18 protein-coding genes are annotated in these 15,583 nt (G+C 46.6%); 15 read left to right on the plus strand and 3 right to left on the minus strand.

What is annotated here, in order from left to right; genetic code table 11:
- Positions 1-34: 34 nt before the first annotated feature.
- From ACJ7Z2_RS01205 to ACJ7Z2_RS01225, 5 genes are all read left to right on the plus strand, one after another.
- Positions 35-1,096: an NADH:flavin oxidoreductase/NADH oxidase gene (locus ACJ7Z2_RS01205; protein ID WP_409500526.1), complete on the plus strand. Its 1,062-nt coding sequence runs from the start codon at positions 35-37 to the stop codon at positions 1,094-1,096.
- A gap of 183 nt (positions 1,097-1,279) precedes the next feature.
- A complete protein-coding gene (locus ACJ7Z2_RS01210) occupies positions 1,280-1,939 on the plus strand; it encodes an NAD(P)H-dependent oxidoreductase (RefSeq protein ID WP_409500527.1) in 660 nt (219 codons plus the stop codon).
- Positions 1,940-2,074: 135 nt separating this feature from the next.
- Complete coding sequence (locus ACJ7Z2_RS01215; protein ID WP_409500528.1) at positions 2,075-2,992, plus strand: DMT family transporter; 918 nt, start codon at positions 2,075-2,077, stop codon at positions 2,990-2,992.
- A 180-nt stretch (positions 2,993-3,172) separates the two neighbouring features.
- Entirely contained in the window at positions 3,173-4,090 is a 918-nt protein-coding gene (locus ACJ7Z2_RS01220) for a lysophospholipase (protein WP_409500529.1), read from the plus strand.
- Between the two features lie 10 nt (positions 4,091-4,100).
- Positions 4,101-5,459, plus strand: a complete 1,359-nt coding sequence (locus tag ACJ7Z2_RS01225) for an NtaA/DmoA family FMN-dependent monooxygenase (protein WP_409500530.1) — start codon at positions 4,101-4,103, stop codon at positions 5,457-5,459.
- A gap of 71 nt (positions 5,460-5,530) precedes the next feature.
- Here the strand turns inward: ACJ7Z2_RS01225 and ACJ7Z2_RS01230 are convergent, their stop codons facing one another.
- Positions 5,531-6,463: a LysR substrate-binding domain-containing protein gene (locus tag ACJ7Z2_RS01230; protein WP_409500531.1), complete on the minus strand. Its 933-nt coding sequence runs from the start codon at positions 6,461-6,463 to the stop codon at positions 5,531-5,533.
- 126 nt (positions 6,464-6,589) lie between these two features.
- Here ACJ7Z2_RS01230 and ACJ7Z2_RS01235 point away from each other — a divergent pair, with 126 nt between their 5' ends.
- The 7 genes from ACJ7Z2_RS01235 (at position 6,590) to ACJ7Z2_RS01265 (ending at position 12,099) form a co-directional block, all read left to right on the plus strand.
- Positions 6,590-7,606, plus strand: coding sequence for an MBL fold metallo-hydrolase (locus tag ACJ7Z2_RS01235; protein ID WP_409500532.1), 1,017 nt, complete (start codon positions 6,590-6,592; stop codon positions 7,604-7,606).
- 190 nt (positions 7,607-7,796) lie between these two features.
- Positions 7,797-8,939 carry an NADH-dependent flavin oxidoreductase gene (locus ACJ7Z2_RS01240; RefSeq protein WP_409500533.1) on the plus strand — a complete coding sequence of 381 codons (1,143 nt, stop codon included), beginning with the start codon at positions 7,797-7,799 and terminating at the stop codon, positions 8,937-8,939.
- An 11-nt stretch (positions 8,940-8,950) separates the two neighbouring features.
- Entirely contained in the window at positions 8,951-9,628 is a 678-nt protein-coding gene (locus tag ACJ7Z2_RS01245) for an alpha/beta hydrolase (RefSeq protein WP_409500534.1), read from the plus strand.
- Between the two features lie 44 nt (positions 9,629-9,672).
- Positions 9,673-9,813, plus strand: a complete 141-nt coding sequence (locus ACJ7Z2_RS01250) for a hypothetical protein (RefSeq protein WP_409500535.1) — start codon at positions 9,673-9,675, stop codon at positions 9,811-9,813.
- Positions 9,813-10,157: a phenylpyruvate tautomerase MIF-related protein gene (locus ACJ7Z2_RS01255; RefSeq protein WP_409500536.1), complete on the plus strand. Its 345-nt coding sequence runs from the start codon at positions 9,813-9,815 to the stop codon at positions 10,155-10,157. The genes ACJ7Z2_RS01250 and ACJ7Z2_RS01255 overlap by 1 nt, the downstream gene beginning before the upstream one ends.
- Positions 10,144-11,001, plus strand: a complete 858-nt coding sequence (locus ACJ7Z2_RS01260) for a DsbA family protein (protein WP_409500537.1) — start codon at positions 10,144-10,146, stop codon at positions 10,999-11,001. Before ACJ7Z2_RS01255 ends, ACJ7Z2_RS01260 begins: the two co-directional genes overlap by 14 nt.
- A gap of 114 nt (positions 11,002-11,115) precedes the next feature.
- Positions 11,116-12,099 carry an NAD(P)H-dependent flavin oxidoreductase gene (locus ACJ7Z2_RS01265; RefSeq protein ID WP_409500538.1) on the plus strand — a complete coding sequence of 328 codons (984 nt, stop codon included), beginning with the start codon at positions 11,116-11,118 and terminating at the stop codon, positions 12,097-12,099.
- Positions 12,100-12,182: 83 nt separating this feature from the next.
- On the opposite strand, the gene ACJ7Z2_RS01270 is transcribed toward ACJ7Z2_RS01265, so the two are convergent.
- A complete protein-coding gene (locus ACJ7Z2_RS01270) occupies positions 12,183-12,731 on the minus strand; it encodes a TetR/AcrR family transcriptional regulator (RefSeq protein WP_409500539.1) in 549 nt (182 codons plus the stop codon).
- 271 nt (positions 12,732-13,002) lie between these two features.
- On the opposite strand from ACJ7Z2_RS01270, the gene ACJ7Z2_RS01275 reads away from it, so the two are divergent.
- Together ACJ7Z2_RS01275 and ACJ7Z2_RS01280 are read left to right on the plus strand one after the other, a co-directional pair.
- Entirely contained in the window at positions 13,003-14,004 is a 1,002-nt protein-coding gene (locus ACJ7Z2_RS01275) for a lipocalin family protein (RefSeq protein ID WP_409500540.1), read from the plus strand.
- Between the two features lie 62 nt (positions 14,005-14,066).
- Positions 14,067-14,918, plus strand: coding sequence for an aldo/keto reductase (locus ACJ7Z2_RS01280; protein ID WP_409500541.1), 852 nt, complete (start codon positions 14,067-14,069; stop codon positions 14,916-14,918).
- A gap of 10 nt (positions 14,919-14,928) precedes the next feature.
- On the opposite strand, the gene ACJ7Z2_RS01285 is transcribed toward ACJ7Z2_RS01280, so the two are convergent.
- Positions 14,929-15,135: a helix-turn-helix transcriptional regulator gene (locus ACJ7Z2_RS01285; RefSeq protein WP_409500542.1), complete on the minus strand. Its 207-nt coding sequence runs from the start codon at positions 15,133-15,135 to the stop codon at positions 14,929-14,931.
- On the opposite strand from ACJ7Z2_RS01285, the gene ACJ7Z2_RS01290 reads away from it, so the two are divergent.
- The gene (locus tag ACJ7Z2_RS01290) at positions 15,118-15,441 is read left to right on the plus strand and encodes an antibiotic biosynthesis monooxygenase family protein (RefSeq protein WP_409500543.1); all 324 of its coding nucleotides are present in this window, start codon (positions 15,118-15,120) and stop codon (positions 15,439-15,441) included. The genes ACJ7Z2_RS01285 and ACJ7Z2_RS01290 overlap by 18 nt on opposite strands.
- Positions 15,442-15,583: the final 142 nt, after the last annotated feature.

Here is a 15,583-nt window from a genome sequence, read left to right on the forward strand (position 1 = left end):
ATTCCGCCTAATCTATTTCATTAAGGAAGGCAACATGGCGAAATTTAGAAAATTATTTACTCCGTTTAACATTAAAAACTTGGCATTGAAAAACCGTGTGGTCATGCCACCAATGTGTCAATATTCAGCGACCGACGGCGTGCCGAACGATTGGCATTTCGTGCATTACACCAGCCGTGCGGTAGGTGGTGTAGGCTTGATTATTGTGGAGATGACCAATGTAACGCCAAACGGCAGAATTACGCCAAACTGCTTAGGCTTATGGAACGACGAACAACAACAGGCATTTAAAAAACTGGTAGACAGCGTTCATGCGCAAGGAGCAAAAATTGGCGTGCAAATCGCCCATGCCGGACGCAAAGCCCAAGATGAGCCGAATGCGGTGGCTCCAAGTGCGATTCACTATGGTGAGTTGGATTACGCTGGACAAAATCTGATTACACCTCGCGAGCTAACGACAGATGAAGTCAAAGCATTGGTTCAGGCCTTTAAGAATTCAGTCAAACGTGCAGTTGAGGCAGGCTTTGATACAATTGAAATCCACGGTGCACACGGTTATCTAATTCACCAATTCTATTCGCCGAAATCCAATCAGCGCAGTGATGAGTACGGCCAAGACAAAATGTTGTTTGGCGAGCAAGTGATTCAGGCAGCACGTGAAGTGATGCCGTCTGAAATGCCGTTAATTGTCCACATTTCTGCACAAGAATACGGTGAAAACGGCTTTGGCTTGGATTATGGTTTGCAGGTAGCGAAACGTTTTGCCGATGCAGGCGCAGATGTCTTAGACATCAGCGGTGGTGGCGACGGTGTGTTGCATGCAGGCAATCACCCCGAATTTTACGCAGGTTATCAAGTGGACTTTGCCCGTCAAGTGAAGCACGCTACAGGTAAGCCGGTAATTGCAGTGGGCATGTTGGATAATCCGGCGGTAGGCGACCATATTTTGGGTATGGGCGATGCGGATTTAGTGGCGGTGGGAAGAGCCTTATTGCGCGATCCGTACTGGGTATTGAATGCACAATATGACCAAAATGCAGCAGACAGCAGTGAAATGCAGTTTGTACCGAAGCAATATGAACGCGGATTTATGTAAACAACCAACGTGAAAGACCGTCTGAACATTCAGACGGTCTGTTTTTCTCATCACGTCAACTTATACCTAAATATCAAAATTATCAATTATTAAAAATAACTTAAATCTTTTATACTTATCCGTATTTCATCTAGACTTTTCAGACCGTCTGAAAAGACTGTTTTGCATTTTTAGGAGTGTTCCATGCAATTTTTCAACAAAGAAGACGTAATCAATGCCTTTCATTACCGTGCATCTACCCGTTCTTACGACGGTAACAGAAAAATTCCGGCTGAAGATTTCAACTATATTCTGGAACTCGGTCGTTTAAGTCCAAGTTCGGTAGGCTCAGAGCCTTGGCAGTTTTTAGTGTTGCAAAACCCTGAATTACGGCAAAAAATCAAACCTTACTGCTGGGGCATTCCAACTATGGAAACCTCAAGCCATATCGTAGTGATTTTAGCGAAGAAAAATGCCCGTTACGACAGCCAATATTTTTCTGAAATTATGGATAGACGAGGTTTGCAAGGCGAAGCGCGCGAAAAAGCCATGGCCGTGTATAAAAAATTCCAAGAGAAAGATATCGGCATTTTAGACAGCGAACGCAGCCTGTTTGACTGGGCAAGCAAACAAACCTATATCGCATTGGGCAACATGATGACAGGCGCAGCTTTGATTGGTGTAGATTCTTGTCCGATTGAAGGTTTCGCTTACCAAGAAGTCAACGATATTTTGGCAGCGGAAGGATTATTTGACCCAAGCGAATGGGGCGTATCGGTGATGTGTACCTTCGGTTACCGTGATAAAGAAATCCGCCAAAAAGCACGTAAAGATTTCGAAACCGTGGTGAAATTCATCGAATAAACCGGCTAGGCAAAACGGCTATTCAATATCAGGTAAACGCCGATACCAAACCTTAAGGCCGTCTGAATCCGCATTCAGACGGCATTTCTTTTCAACCACCACTCATTTTGAGGCGGCAATACAACCCAGTTAGTCATGACATTTATTATCGGTATTTTAGCCGGCGTGCTGATTGCATTTCAATCAGCCATCAACGCCCGTTTGCGTATGCACGTGGGTGCGGCATTTTTAACCTCGTTTGTCTCTTTCAGCGTAGGCCTCTTGTTTCTACTCGGACTCTCGCTCATCATGCAACAAACACCAGCATTTAGCCTCGACAATTTAGGCAACGTCCCCTTATGGGCATGGACGGGCGGATTACTCGGCATGGTTGGGCTAACGGCAAACGTACTGATCTTCCCCAAGCTCGGCGGCGTACAAACTGCGGTCATGCCGATTTTAAGCCAAGTGCTGATGGGCGTGCTGATCGACACTTTCGCTTGGCTTAACTCGCCTTACATAGCCTTCACGGCCAGCCGCCTGTTTGGCATTGGTTTAGTCTTATTCGGCGTATGGATTGCCGTGGTACTGCCCCATCTGTCCTGTCTAAAACGCAAAGAAAACGCAAATTTATGGCTGTGGCGCGCAGTCGGCATATTAGGCGGAACCGCATTAGCAACCCAAGCCGCCGTTAATGGCGAACTCGGCAGACAGCTCGGCTCATCACTCGGCGCAGCAACAGTCTCCTTCGGTGTCGGTGCCATCGGCTTATTACTGGTAGTGCTGTTTTATGAAAAAAGCCTGCCGAAACTCTGCCAGCCAACCGAAGGCAAACCGTTTTGGATATGGAGCGGCGGCATACTGGGCAGCCTGTTTATCCTCGCTGGCGTTTGGCTCGTCCCCCAAATCGGCACAGGCTCGGTGGTGATGCTCGTCCTCTCTGGCCTGATTTGCGGCAGCCTGCTGGTAGATAAATTCGGTCTGTTCGGCATTACACAAAAACCCATTCTACCGCTGCAGATCATCGGCGTTACCTTACTCTTAGCCGGCGTCGCATTTATCCGCTTACTGTAGCCAAGCTGACACCTCTTGCAAAATAACCCACAAAAACCACCGCTTGCATTTTAAATCCAAGCAGTGGTTTTATTGTTTATCTTTCCATTTATAAAAACGAACTTCCCAACAATCATCATTCTTCCACCGATTTTAAAAAAGTATAATATTCGCATGATAATTAACCACAAGAGGCTCCTTATGAAAACCTTATTCACATCAATTGCATTAGCCTTATCACTGGCTTCCCTGGCAAACGCCCACCCCTCTGCTCAAGCCGGTATCAGCCAGCCGCTCAAATCAAACATTAGCCAAATTCACACCCTTGACGGCCTAAACCTGCACCTACAAAAAGACCTTCCGAACAGTAAACCTAAAGCGGTGGTCGTGGTTTCGCACGGCTTGGCGAGCCATTCGGGGGTGTTTGGCGATTTTACCAAAACGATGAACCAAAACGGCATTGCCGTGTATCGCTTTGACCATCGTGGGCACGGCAAATCAGACGGACGAGACTCAATTCACATCAAAAGCTATTTTGAAATGGTGGAGGATTTGCGTTTGGTGGTAGAAAAAGCCAAAAAAGAAAATCCAAACACGCCTGTGTTTGTGCTGGGGCATTCAATGGGCGGACACATTGCCGCACTCTACGGCACCCAATACCCACAAGGGGCGGACGGCTTTATTTTGGCGGCAGGTGTGCTTCGCTATAACCAAATGAATTTTGGGCATTTGCCACGACCAGAACCCAAAGACAGTTTTGTCAGCGGTGCGGTGGCAATGACCACGCTCAATTTGCCCTTTAATGGCGAGGGTTTATCGCTGGGTGGCGACCCATTGATGTTAGACAAATTCTCCGTTTCATTCCCCAATAGTTTTAAAGAAGGCATACAGTATTTAAAAGACAATGACGACAAATTCACCGCCCCTGTACTTTTGATTAGCGGTAACAAAGATTTGTTTGTCGTACCCAAAGACGCTATTGATTTTTATAACGAAACCAACTCTACTGATAAAAGTTTGATTTTATATCCCAATTTTGGACATTTGTTGATGTTGGAAAACGGTGGGCAAAAAATTAATGATGATGTGGCAGAGTGGATAAATGAGAGAGTGAAATAAGGAGGATAAAATGACCGATTATCTTGATAATTCAAATAAAAAAATCAAACTCGCCCTGCAACTGGTTTCAGGTTATGGCGGGGAGTTTCAGTCTTGGCGGTTTGAAGAGAGTAACGAGCGAGCCTATACCGACATTGATTTTTATGTGGAAATGGCAAAAACGGCGGAACAAGGCAAAATCCACACCCTGTTTATTGCCGATACACCTTCGTTTGGTGGGGCTGGCGGTGGTACGGACATTGCCCGTCGTAGTCCTGCTTTTCCGCTTGAACCGATGGTAATGCTTTCCGCCGTTGCCTATGCCACGCAAAAAATCGGAATGGTGGCGACTTTTTCCACCACTTACAACTTGCCTTATAATTTGGCTCGCCAGCTCAAAACGCTGGACACCTTATCCAAAGGGCGTATGGGCTGGAATGCGGTTACCACAGGCACGCCTTTTACCGCTTACAATTTTGGCAATAAGCCCTTGCCTGACACCACCACTCGTTATGAGATGGCACACGAAATGGTAGAAGCGGTGCAAACGCTGTGGGGGACTTTTGGCGAAAATGCCTACATCACCGACAAAGTGTCAGGACAATTTGCCGATATGAGCCAAATCAAGCCTGCCAATTATCAAGGCAAGCATTATCAGGTCAAAGGGGCATTGCCGATTCCAGCCACACCACAAGGGCAACCGCCGATTTTTCAGGCAGGGCCAAGTCCTGAGGGTGTGGAGCTTGCCGGACGCTTTGCCAGTGGCGTGTATGCCAATCCGTTTAGCATTGATGAGGCAAGAGGTTACCGCACGGTGCTCAAACAAAGTGCCATTGCCCACAGCAGAAGTGCCGACGACATCAATATGTTTAGCGGCTTTATGTTTACCATTGGCGACAGTTATGAAGAAGCACTTGCCCGTCGTATGCAATTACTGGATTTTATGAGTGATGAGGAATTTAATGGGCAAATTCGCTATTTATCGGCAATGATTGGGGTGGATTTGACAGGGCGGGATGTGAATGAACCTTTGCCAGAATATCTACAAAATCAGGCAAGCCCACACCCCCACGACCCGCGTTCGCCAAGAGCGGTGGAACTGATTCAGCGTGGAATGTCGCCCAAAGAAGTGCTTGCCAATGGCGTGATTAACTATCACCCTGTGGTGGTGGGTACGGCAAGCGATGTGGCGGATTTTATGGAAGAATGGTTTAAGGCAGGGGCAACGGACGGCTTTTCGCTCGCCCCTGACAGCCAAAAAGGGGTAAGCGATTTTGTGGAAAAAGTCGTGCCGATTTTGCAGGAGCGGGGCATTTATCATCTTGATTATGAAGGAAATACCTTGCGTGAGCATTTGGGCGTGGGTTATCAGTATGGGCTAAAAGCATAGCCTTTATGTTTGAAAACAAACTGACCGTTTGCTACACGCAAGCGGTCTTTTTTCCTCAAAACTTTGCCAATTTAGACCGCACTTTCCACCTGCCAACACTTCCCACCATCTAATTTCTCGATAAAAAAATCCATCACCGCTTGCACATTCACTGGGCGATAGGTGCTTTGTGGGGTGAGCATTGAGATAAAAATCTCGCTCTCTTGGCTGGAAATCGGCTGATCGGGCAACACTTGTACCAGCGTGCCGTTGCGTAGCTCGTGATGCACCGCCCAATCCGGCATCATCAGCAAACCGCCACCGTTTACCGCCGTTTCAATCAAGCTGTTGGCGTTGTTGCTGATCAGCATCGGCTGTGCCTCAATCTGTTTTCCTTGTTTACCAAACCGCCAATGCAACACGCCCAACTGCCCTCGATAAAACAAGCCTTGATGTTGAGGCAAATCGCTCAACTGCTTGGGCGTGCCGTGTTGGGCGAGATAGCTCGGTGAGGCAAGCAGAAAATGGCGTTGCGGGGCAATGATCCGCAGTTTCAGATTGCTGTCCACCAATGCCGAGACCCGAAAAATCACGTCCGCCGTTTCACTATACGGTTCGATAAAATCATCGGTCTGAGTGAGCTGAATATGCAATTTCGGATAACGGCGGTGCAATTCCGCCAAGTGGGGAGCAATATGCTTCTGCCCGAAAAACACTGGTGCATTCAGGCGAATAATGCCGTGCGGCTCTTGGTTGCTCTGTTGAAGCTCCTCGTTCAGGCTTTGAAACTGGCTCAACATCGCTTGGGCGTGTTTGGCAAACTGTTCACCCGCTTGGGTTAGGCTCATCGCACGGGTGTTTCGGTAAAACAGCGTTTGCCCGAAATCGTCTTCAAGCTGTTTGATTTGCCGAGAAATCACCGAACTTGCCACATCGTATTGGCGAGCCACTTCGGAAAAGTTTTTCTCACGAGCTACGGCAAGGAAAATTTCTAAGGCGTGCAGGGTGGTGTTTTTAGGGTTCATTTGTGCTGATTTGGTAAAAGTGTTTTGTAATTGATGTGATTTTAACAAGCATTTCAACCAATTAAAATACACCTACTTTTACCGATGACTTATTGGTCATCATTTTTATATTTAATCAGGTGTTTTATGAACAAATTATCTCAAATCAGTACCGCATTATTGCTTACAGGCTCACTTTTCAGCTCGGTCGCTATGGCGCACACGCATCATTCCACAGCGATATATCAACCAAAAGAAAATGCCGTTGAACAAAAACGCACCCAAGTGGACGGTTACTACCGTATGATGTTGGGTGAATATGAAGTTACCGCATTGTATGATGGCTACTTATCTATCGGCGTGCCGGCGTATCAACAATTTACCAAGCTCACCAAACAACAGTTAGATGATTTAATTTCAGGGCAATTCCGCCCAATGTTGCCAGATGGTGGCGTGCAAACCGCTGTGACAGGCTATTTAATCAATACCGGCAAAAACTTGGTGCTTTTAGATGCCGGTTCAGGCGATGTATTTGATGACAAAGTGGGCAAATTAACGGATAGCCTAATCAAAGCAGGTTATCGTCCAGAGCAAATTGATACCATTATTCCAACCCATTTACACTTCGATCACTTCAGTGGCGTAACTCGTAATGGCAAAATGGAATTTCCTAATGCAACGGTTTATATCGCTAATCAAGAAAAGGAATTTTGGTTAGATACACCGATCAAAGAAATGCCTGAGCATACCCAAAAATATGCGCAGTGGACACGAGATGCGGTTGCCCCTTATGCTGCGGCAGGACGTGTGAAGTATTATAATTTGGGCGATGAGATTATCCCGAATTTCAAATCGGTGGCAACCACAGGGCATACCCCGGGGCATTCCAGCGTGGAAGTCACATCCAATGGCGAAAGCTTATTTGTATGGGGCGATTTATTGCACAATCATGCCCTGCAATTACCTGAACCTGAGGTCGCTGCGGAATTTGATGTCGATGCAAAAGGGGCAAGACAAGCTCGTTTAGACATTCTGCCACAATTAGCCGAGCGCAAAGTGTGGATTGCAGGCGCACACCTTCCGTTCCCCGGTTTAGGACATCTGCGCAAAGAAGCCAAAGGTTTCTCTTGGGTGCCGGTTGAATATAAACCGCTTGAATACTAATTTGGTATAAACAAAAACACCGTTTGTTGAAAAACAAGCGGTATTTTTTTTATCAGAAATCTGCCGATTTTCAGGCAGCCTGAAACCGAATTTATGCTAATTTTGCAAAGCTATTTCTCGATTTATGATGTTTTTCAGGTAAATCTATTCCTCTAAAATACGCCCATCTTTTGAATACAAGGAACAAGCAATGAACCCAAAATACCAACCCCTTTTTGAACCCTACCCCCTAAACAACGGCGTTACTATCAAAAACCGCCTTACTGTCGCCCCTTTGACCATTTACGACTCAGGGGCGGACGGCGAGATGACCGACGCAGGCAGAAATTTTTGGCACAACCGCTTTGACGGCTTTGGCTTATACATTATGCCCTTTACCAATGTCCACCCAAGCGGTATCGGCTTTGAGAGCCCCAACGCTTTTGACGAGCGTCATTTGCCGAATTTAAAAGAATATGCTGATCTCGCCCACGCACAAGGAGCCAAGGCGGTGGTGCAGATTGCCCATTCGGGACTGCGTGCCGACCCCACAATGACGCAAGGCTTTGATGTCGTTGCCCCAACCGGCGATGCTTACGGACGCTTTCGCACGATGAGCGAAGAGGAAGTGTGGGATATGGTGGCAAGCTATGCCAAATCTGCCGAACTGATTATGCAGGCAGGCTTTGACGGCGTGGAAATTCACGGGGCGAACGGCTGGCAGATTCAGCAGTTTGTCTCGGCAAGCACCAATTACCGAAGCGATTTTTGGGGTGGCAGTTTGGACAAACGCTTGAATTTTCCGCTACAAATCGTCAAGGCGATTGATGAGATGCGTACCAAACACAACCGCCCCGACTTTATCATCGGCTACCGTTTTTCCCCCGAAGAGCCGGGCGAGCGTGGCATTACGATGAAAGAAACGCTGACTTTGGTGGATAAATTGTTGGAGTTGCCGATTCAGTATCTGCACATCTCGCTGTGGGATTTTTATAAAAAAGTACGGCGTGGGGCGGATACCAACCTTACTCGTATGCAAGTCGTTCACGACCGTATTGCAGGGCGAGTACCGTTTTTGGGCAGTGGCAACCTTTACACCGCTGACGATATGTTACAGGCGTATCAAACCGGCTGGGTGGAGAGCGTATCCATTGGCAAAAGCATTATGCTCAATCCCAATTTGGTTGAGCTGATTGAGAGCGGACGGGAAGATGAAATCCAAACCACATTTGACTGGGACAAAGCCGACTTCTACCGCTATACCCCTGCAATGCTGCACGGCACAAGGGCGGGGCACGATTTTTATCCGCCGAGCAAACAGCTTGGCGTGCGGTATAAATCCGAGCATTTTTAAGGAGTGGCAAAATGCAAAAACTTGCCATAGCGACCCAAAGCGGTGCGGTGCTGGACGGTGTGTTATTTAGCCAGCCTGAAAAGCCCCAAGCCCGCACTGTGATGATTGCCGTTACGGGCATACACGGCAATTTTTATTCCAATCCGTTTTATGTCAATCTGGGGCAAACCTTATCGGCAAACGGCATTGATTTTGTCTATGCCCAAACCCGTAACGCCTTTAACCAAATCCCCATTGTCAATGCCAACACCGGGCTGCCTGAAACCATCGGTTCGTATAACGAAGACTTTGGCAAAGCACTAGAAGATGTCAAAGCCTATTTGGATTTTGCCCAAAAACAGGGCTATGGGCGGATTATTTTGGCAGGGCATTCTTTGGGGGCGAACAAGGTCATTCATTATCTGGCAAAGAGCCAAGATAAGCGGGTGGATAAATTTATCCTGCTGAGTCCTGCCAATGTTACCCATTTAACCAACCAAATCAGCGAGCCTGAACGGGCGTTTATCCGTAGCCAAGTACAAACTGGTAAGGGTCAAACAATGCTCCCTTTTGAGCTGTTCGGCTGGCTACCTTGCACTGCAGACACCGCTTATCAGTGGCTGTATTCGCCTGTTTTGAACAATGTGCACCAAGAAGCAGATGGCGATTTTTCGCAGATTGGGCAGATTACCCACACAGGGCGTTATTGATTGGCACGCTGGATAGGTTTACCTATGGAGATCCACAGGCGTTTTTGCAAAATATCAACCGCCATTTTCCCGGTGCCGAACAAAACACCCTGATTTTTATTGAAAACACCGGGCATACTTATCAGCAAAAAGAACAGGTAATGGCGGATAACGTGCTTAAAGTCATACAGGATTGGGGGCGGTGATGGCGTTTATCACCATACAAACCAATGTGGGTATCTCAAAAGAGGTGCAAAAAGAGATTTCAGACGGCATCGGCAAAGCAGTAAGCCTAATCCCGCACCAGTCGGCAGACAGCATTCTGATTGTGTTTGACGATAACAAAGCGATGTATTATCAAGGCGATGAGCCTGTGGCACTCATCACGGTGCGTGCTTTTGGCAATGAAAACCACATCGGCTACCGTGAGTTTTCCGCCCAAATCAATCAAATTTTGCACCGCACTTTACACATTGCAAGCGGTCGGATTTTTGTGGAATTTGCAGGCATCAACGCCTTTGGCGTGGGGGCGTTTTATGCCGAGTCTTAAGCAAGTCAAAATCTATAACTTTACCGACCCGATGATGGGGCTGTCTTATGAAAGCGAGCCGTTTTTCAGACGGCTTGACACCCATTTTGGCAGGCAAGTGGCACTTCAATTTGTGATGGGCGGGCTGGTGCGTGATGTCGCCGATTTTATGACGCCTGATGATTTTAAAGACGGCAAAGAACGAGCCTTTCAACGCTACAACGCCCGTCTTGCCAAAATTTATGAAGCCGAACAAGTCATTAGCGGAATGCCGATTAAAATGGATAGGCTGGCGTTGTTTGATGAGACGCACACATCGTCCCTGCCTTTAAATCTGGCGTTTAAAGCGGTAGAAATCATCAGCCCGCACCTTGCCGAGCCGTTTTTATACCGCCTGCGTTTTGCCACCATTGTTGAGCAGGCAATGACCACCGATGAGCGTGTGCTTGCCGATGTTGCCGTTCAAACGGGCATAGCAAAAGAGGCGTTTTTTAAGGCGTATCACAGCGATTCGGTCAAACACGCCTTGCAAAATGACTTTGACCTGCGGGCAAAATGGGGCATTCGTGCCTTGCCTGCCTATCTGTTTTGTTATGGCGACAAGCAGATTTTAAAAACAGGCGTGCTGGATTTTGACGGTTTTGCAAGCGTGATTAAGCAGATTTCAGACGGACAGATTGTGCCAACCAAGCCCACGCTAAACACCGCCACTTTGCAATATTTTTTGCAAAAACGAGAGCTTGTTTCGCTCACCGAAATCCGCCACGCCTTTGATTTGGCGGACAACCAGGCAGTACGGGAATGGCTTGGAAAAATAGAGCAAAACTGGCGGTGGCTTGATGAGGAGTTTTTACTTCAAAATTAGTAAAGATACCATTTATGCAAAATCTGCAAAACTCTTTTTTAATTTATGTAATTTTTAAAATAAATCCATTCCGCTAGAATAAGCTTATCTTTTTTAGTTATAGAGAGTATTCTTATGAACAATCGCATTTGCCAAATTTTAAATATTGAAAAACCCATTATCCAAGCCCCTTTGTCGTGGCTCACAGACGCACGCCTTGTGGCTGCTGTGGGCAATGCTGGCGGTATGGGCGTTTTAGGGCCAAACGCTGGCTTAACCGCACAAACTGCCGTTTCCACCCCAGAGGAAACCGCCCAAAAAATGCGTGAAGAAATCCAAAAAGTCAAAGCCTTAACCGATAAGCCCTTTGGCGTGAATTTAATCCCAATGGCAGAAAACGACATTTGGACTGCCCCAATGGTAGCCGTTATCAAAGAGGAAAAAGTCCCTGCGGTGGTCTATACCGGCTATGGCGAGGGGACGATTAAGCCAGAACTGTTTGCCGAATTAAAACAGGCAGGCATCAAAATCATCTACCGTGATTTGAACCCAACGCCAGAAAATACTCGCCTTGCCGAGCAGGCAGGAGCAGATATTATTGTCGCCACAGGCTTTGATGAGGGCGGGACTTTGCCAGCAGTGGCTTTGGGGACTTTTTCGATTGTGCCACTGATTGCCGATAGCACCGATTTGCCAGTGATGGCGGCTGGTGGTATTGTGGATAGACGCACCGCCAAAGCGGCATTGGCACTGGGGGCAGAGGGCGTGTTTGCAGGCTCGCTGTTTTTGTCAAGCATCGAGAGTCGTATGCACCAAGCGGTCAAAGAGCGTTTGGTTCAATCAAATGGTTTGGATTTACAGCTCTTTCGCACAATGCCAGCCTATTATCGTTCACTTTCAGGCAAATTGGCGGATAAACTTGTGGCAATGGATAAAGCAGGGGCAAGCAATGAGGAGCTTGGCAAAACAATGGGCGGACTACGTGGCTTGCGTTTGGGAATGCTGGAAAACAACAGCGATGAGGGCTATATTTCGCTTGGAACGGGCATTGGGGCGATTAAAGCGGTTCGCTCGGTGGCAGAGATTGTTGATGAGTTGATGGTGGGGATTAAGGGCTGATTGGTTTTAAACACCGTTTATCGTGATGATAAGCGGTGTTTTTGTTTTTAAATTTCGCAAAACAAACTTTCAGGCAGCCCAAACTACCCCTTTTCAAGTAACTGGCTGATTTGGCGTAAATGTAGGCTGATTTGGGTTAGCGAAATATTGTCTTGATTGGCAAAGGCGTAATCAAAAGCGGTTAAGGCGATGTTGGCAAACAATAACGCCTGCAAACGGTTGGCTTGGCTGTCGTCAAGTGCCAAATGCTGTAGATACAGGGTTTGCAAATGTGCCAAAACATCGTCTTCAAAATGATGACGGCGGTTTTTTACCATTCGCAAGGCGTTGATGATGTGCCGTTTTTCAAACATCATTTGGGCGGTGGTATGCAAAGACTGGGCAAATCCCTGTTTGTCCAATCCCAAAAGCAAGGCATTACGCTCGTTTTGAATGTCGGCAATGATTTCGTCCAAAACATCGGTTTTACTGGTGTAGTGGCGGTAAAAAGTGGCTCGGTTAATCATTGCCTGACGCACAATGTCTTGCACGCTGATGTTTTCATAGTCTTTTTGGTATATGAGTTCAATCAAGGCATTGTGAATGGCAAGCCGTGTTTTGACTATTCTTAAATCTTTGGCAGGTTCGCTCATCGGATTGATTTTTTGCTTCAAAAAGTTGCGACAATTTTAGCACATTGTGTGCTGATATGCGACACTCTGTTGCAAAAATGGTGCTTGTGCGACAGTTTGGTAAATCGTTGTGGCTCGTCAAAACGGGGGAGGATTTTTTAAAATATACGCATTCGTCAGGCAGTGAAAATAACCGTTAATAGCTTGTTATTTATCACTATTTGATGAGTGTGGTTTTATTTTTTAATCTTGGCGTATCCTAAAATACGCCCTTATCCCAAAAGGTATCGTTATGAAACAGACAACTTTGCTCAACCATTTAAACCGCCCGACGCAAGGCGTTCCGTCTTATGTTAAGCTGGAAGAGGCATTTTATCCGCAAAATGCCACGGTGGATTCTTGGTTTTATACCGGCAATCATAAGGCAGACGGCATTTACATCAGCTTTTTGCTTCATTTTATTGAAATGGACAGCGAAAACGGTCGTGTGATTAAAACCTGCTTTTCTGTTACCGACCATTTGACGGGCGAATATGTGGCGAACGATACCGTCATCACTGCCAAAGACAACATCTTCACCCAAGACGGTCAATTAACCATTCAATCAGACACTTACAAAGCGGTGGGTAATTTGAACGAAATCCGCCTGACAGGTCAATTTGAACAATCGTCCATTGATTTGGTACTCAAACCACAAGGGGCGGTCATCAACAACGGTGGTAGCGGTTATTATCCGATTGTGATGAACATCAAAGAAAATACGCATTTTTCCATTCCCTATATGGCGATGACAGGCAACATTACCTTAAACGGCAAATCGCACGCGGTGTCCGGTAATTGCTGGCTTGACCGCCAATATCAAGATTTTACGCTGGGCTTTACAGGGGGCGAACCTGTCCACCCCGGTGCGTGGGCGTGGCTGGGCATTGCAATGGAGGACGGCACGGCAATCAGCATTTGGGATTATCCGATTGACGGCATCAATTACACTTTTGCCAGCCTTGTGTTTGCAAATGGTCGTCAGGCGGTGATTGAAATTGATTCGATTACCAAAAATGCCAAAGAGATTTGGGTCAGCCCGCAAACAGGACGGCGTTATCCGACACATTGGGTGGTTAATATCCCAGAATTTGACATCGCTTTGGACATCAACGCCAATCCCAAAGGTCAGGAGATTGTGGCAAGCTATGAGACAATGCACAAATACGAAGGGTCAAGTGCGGTGGTTGGTGTCATCAAGGGCAAAGCGGTTGAGGGGCATTGTATGATTGAATTGTCGGGCCCTTGGTTGTGATTTAAATGAGATGAAACAATGAATTGCTCGCCATTACGGGCAATTCATTGTTGGGAAAAATAATGATGAAAAACATTGCGTTAAACGAAAAAATCCCAATGCCCTTATTGGGATTTGGGGTGTTTCAAATTGCCCAAGACGATTGTCAGGCGGTGGTGCTAAATGCCCTAGATGCAGGTTATCGGCTGATTGACACCGCCGCCCGTTATCAAAATGAACAGGCGGTCGGTCAAGCCATTGCTACGCACGGCATTGAGCGTCAGGAACTTTTTTTGACGACAAAATTATGGATACAAGATACCCACTATGCAGGGGCAAAAGCCCAAGTGGAACGCTCGCTGAATGAATTGCAGACCGATTATTTGGATTTGTTTTTGATTCATCAGCCTTTTGGTGATGTGTTTGGGGCGTGGCGTGCTTTGCAGGAGTTGTATCACGAAGGCAAAATTCGGGCGATTGGTGTATCTAATTTTTATCCAGACCGCTTGGCGGATTTGTCGGCTTTTGTGGATATTAAGCCAATGCTGAATCAAATTGAAGTCAATCCTTTTTATCAAAGAGCTGATGAACTAGCTTGGTTTGCCCAAAAAGGCGTGGCGGTGCAGGCGTGGTCGCCTTTTGCCGAAGGGAAAAATAACTTGTTTTTGCACCCGACATTGCCCCAAATCGCCCAAACGCACGGCAAAAGCGTGGCACAAGTGGTTTTGCGTTGGCTTTACCAGCAAGGCATCGCCAGTCTTGCCAAAACGGTAAATCCTGCCCGTATGCGTGAAAATTTGGCGATTTTTGATTTTGAATTGTCTGCTCTGCAAATGGCACAAATTCAAGCATTGGATACAGGGGTAAGTCCCATTTTGTCGCACAAAGACCCTAAAATGGTGGAAATTTTAACCAAATTGCCAACAAGAGGCTAAGTGTTTTGGCTTATTTTGCTGTTTTTGTGCTTGGGCTTACCCCAAACGCCCGTTTGTACTCACGGCTAAATTGGCTCACGCTTTCATAGCCGATTTCTTGGGCTATCCAAGTAATGCTTTTGTGTGGGTCGTTCAGTAGCGTTTGGGCATAGCTTAAACGGTGTATTTTTTGGTATTGCAGGGGGCTAAGTCCTGTCAAATGGCGGGCAAAAGCCATCAAAATCCGCCCAATAGTGTGGTGCTGATTAACGCTTTTGAAGTCCCCAAAGGCAAAGAAGCCGAAGCGTTGGCATCGTGGCAAAAATCGGCAGACTTTTTAAAAACCCAAGACGGCTACATCAGCACTCGTTTGCACCAAAACCTTGACCCCAATGGAAAATTTCATTTGGTGAATGTGGCGGTATGGCGTTCGGCAGACGATTTTAAACGAGCAACCGCCAAAATGCGTGAAACAATGCCTGACAATCAGGTAGAAGGCGTGAAATTTACGCCCAGCTTGTTTAGAGTGATTAAAAGCGATTGATTTTTAAAGTAAAACACCGTTTGAACTTTGGGTTTGAGCGGTGTTCTTGTTTTCAGGCTGCCTGAAAAATCATTTATGCCAATCCAGCAAAAGTGTTTTGCAATTGATGTTATTTTTAAAATAAATTGATTGCATTAAAATA

The organism is Mannheimia glucosida (assembly GCF_046267875.1).
GTDB lineage: Bacteria > Pseudomonadota > Gammaproteobacteria > Enterobacterales > Pasteurellaceae > Mannheimia > Mannheimia glucosida.